Origin of the sequence: Achromobacter sp. ACM05 (assembly GCF_019218915.1) — a bacterium.
GTDB classification, from domain to species: domain Bacteria; phylum Pseudomonadota; class Gammaproteobacteria; order Burkholderiales; family Burkholderiaceae_B; genus Achromobacter; species Achromobacter animicus.
Map to the genome: position 1 here is coordinate 1 of NZ_JAHUWQ010000007.1, position 3,283 is coordinate 3,283.

2 rRNA genes are annotated in these 3,283 nt (G+C 52.5%); both read left to right on the forward strand.

Annotated features, from left to right (window positions below):
* The first annotated feature begins 72 nt into the window (after positions 1 to 72).
* Positions 73 to 2,957 (forward strand): 23S ribosomal RNA (locus KW836_RS27630).
* A gap of 204 nt (positions 2,958 to 3,161) precedes the next feature.
* Positions 3,162 to 3,274 (forward strand): 5S ribosomal RNA (gene rrf / locus KW836_RS27635).
* Positions 3,275 to 3,283 lie beyond the last annotated feature (9 nt).

A 3,283-nucleotide genomic window follows, 5' to 3' on the forward strand; every position in this document is an offset into this window, starting at 1 on the left:
CCTCAGACTGCTTTGAAACTTATGAACGGCACAAACGCTAATACTCAGGTCCTATAGCCTACAGCGTTATAGGATCAAGCGACTAAGTGCATATGGTGGATGCCTTGGCGATCACAGGCGATGAAGGACGTAGTAGCCTGCGAAAAGCTGCGGGGAGCTGGCAAACAAGCTTTGATCCGCAGATATCCGAATGGGGAAACCCACTGCAGCAATGCAGTATCCCTAGCTGAATACATAGGCTAGTGGAAGCGAACCGGGTGAACTGAAACATCTCAGTAGCTCGAGGAAAAGAAATCAACCGAGATTCCGAAAGTAGTGGCGAGCGAAATCGGATGAGCCTTTACGTTTTAGCGCGCAGGATAGTCGAACGGAATGGAAAGTCCGGCCGTAGCAGGTGATAGCCCTGTAGACGAAATTCTGTGTGTGGAACTAAGCGTAAGACAAGTAGGGCGGGACACGTGAAATCCTGTTTGAAGATGGGGGGACCATCCTCCAAGGCTAAATACTCGTGATCGACCGATAGTGAACCAGTACCGTGAGGGAAAGGCGAAAAGAACCCCGGAAGGGGAGTGAAATAGATCCTGAAACCGTATGCATACAAACAGTAGGAGCCTCCTTGTGGGGTGACTGCGTACCTTTTGTATAATGGGTCAGCGACTTACATTCAGTGGCAAGGTTAACCGAATAGGGAAGCCGTAGCGAAAGCGAGTCCGAATAGGGCGAATTAGTCGCTGGGTGTAGACCCGAAACCAGATGATCTATCCATGGCCAGGTTGAAGGCACGGTAACACGTGCTGGAGGACCGAACCCACTAATGTTGAAAAATTAGGGGATGAGCTGTGGATAGGGGTGAAAGGCTAAACAAATCTGGAAATAGCTGGTTCTCTCCGAAAACTATTTAGGTAGTGCCTCAAGTATTACTGCGGGGGGTAGAGCACTGTTATAGCTAGGGGGTCATGGCGACTTACCAAACTATGGCAAACTCCGAATACCCGCAAGTACAGCTTGGGAGACAGAGCACCGGGTGCTAACGTCCGGACTCAAGAGGGAAACAACCCAGACCGCCAGCTAAGGTCCCAAATTATCGCTAAGTGGGAAACGAAGTGGGAAGGCATAGACAGTCAGGAGGTTGGCTTAGAAGCAGCCATCCTTTAAAGAAAGCGTAATAGCTCACTGATCGAGTCGTCCTGCGCGGAAGATGTAACGGGGCTAAGCGATAAACCGAAGCTGCGGGTGTGCACTTTTAGTGCACGCGGTAGGAGAGCGTTCTGTAAGCCTGCGAAGGTGGCTTGTAAAGGCTGCTGGAGGTATCAGAAGTGCGAATGCTGACATGAGTAGCGATAAAGGGGGTGAAAAGCCCCCTCGCCGTAAGTCCAAGGTTTCCTGCGCAACGTTCATCGGCGCAGGGTGAGTCGGCCCCTAAGGCGAGGCAGAGATGCGTAGCTGATGGGAAGCTGGTTAATATTCCAGCACCGTCGTACAGTGCGATGGGGGGACGGATCGCGGAAAATCATCAGGGTGTTGGATGTCCCTGTTGCTGCATCGAAGATGGCGCTTAGGCAAATCCGGGCGCGTAAATCAAGGGTGTGGCACGAGCGAGCATTGCTTGCGAAGTGATCGGAAGTGGTTCCAAGAAAAGCCTCTAAGCTTCAGCTGTACGAGACCGTACCGCAAACCGACACAGGTGGACGGGATGAATATTCCAAGGCGCTTGAGAGAACTCAGGAGAAGGAACTCGGCAAATTGATACCGTAACTTCGGGAGAAGGTATACCCCGGTAGTGTGAAGCGCCTGCGCGCTTAGCATGATGGGGTCGCAGAGAATCGGTGGCTGCGACTGTTTATTAAAAACACAGCACTCTGCAAAGACGAAAGTCGACGTATAGGGTGTGACGCCTGCCCGGTGCCGGAAGGTTAAGTGATGGGGTGCAAGCTCTTGATCGAAGCCCCGGTAAACGGCGGCCGTAACTATAACGGTCCTAAGGTAGCGAAATTCCTTGTCGGGTAAGTTCCGACCTGCACGAATGGCGTAACGATGGCCACACTGTCTCCTCCTGAGACTCAGCGAAGTTGAAGTGTTTGTGATGATGCAATCTACCCGCGGCTAGACGGAAAGACCCCATGAACCTTTACTGTAGCTTTGCATTGGACTGTGAACCGGCCTGTGTAGGATAGGTGGGAGGCTTTGAAGCGTGGTCGCTAGATCACGTGGAGCCATCCTTGAAATACCACCCTGGTTTGTTTGCGGTTCTAACCTTGGTCCGTTATCCGGATCGGGGACAGTGCATGGTGGGCAGTTTGACTGGGGCGGTCTCCTCCCAAAGTGTAACGGAGGAGTTCGAAGGTACGCTAGGTACGGTCGGAAATCGTGCTGATAGTGCAATGGCATAAGCGTGCTTGACTGTGAGACTGACAAGTCGAACAGGTGCGAAAGCAGGACATAGTGATCCGGTGGTTCTGAATGGAAGGGCCATCGCTCAACGGATAAAAGGTACTCTGGGGATAACAGGCTGATACCGCCCAAGAGTTCATATCGACGGCGGTGTTTGGCACCTCGATGTCGGCTCATCTCATCCTGGGGCTGTAGCCGGTCCCAAGGGTATGGCTGTTCGCCATTTAAAGAGGTACGTGAGCTGGGTTTAAAACGTCGTGAGACAGTTTGGTCCCTATCTGCCGTGGGCGTTGGATACTTGACGGAGCCTGCTCCTAGTACGAGAGGACCGGAGTGGACGTACCTCTGGTGTACCGGTTGTCATGCCAATGGCATTGCCGGGTAGCTAAGTACGGAAGAGATAACCGCTGAAGGCATCTAAGCGGGAAACTCGTCTGAAGATTAGGTATCCCGGGGACTTGATCCCCCTGAAGGGTCGTTCGAGACCAGGACGTTGATAGGTCGGGTGTGGAAGCGCAGTAATGCGTTAAGCTAACCGATACTAATTGCCCGTGAGGCTTGATCCTATAACACTGATGGTTATTGACCTGGTGATATAGCGTTCCAAGTGTCGTTCAATACAAAATACTGGCTGCACCGTCAGCAGCCAGCCAACACAATTACACCCCACTGTGCGCCGATCATCGAGCCCTAACGCTCTGATCGCCACACGTTGCGCTTCTTCCAAGATTGGAGCCGTTGCCTGAACCGCAGCCGCTCAACCAGTTACGCCTGACGACCATAGCAAGGTGGTACCACTCCTTCCCATCCCGAACAGGACAGTGAAACGCCTTTGCGCCGATGATAGTGGACGGACGTCTGTGAAAGTAGGTCATCGTCAGGCTTTTATTGC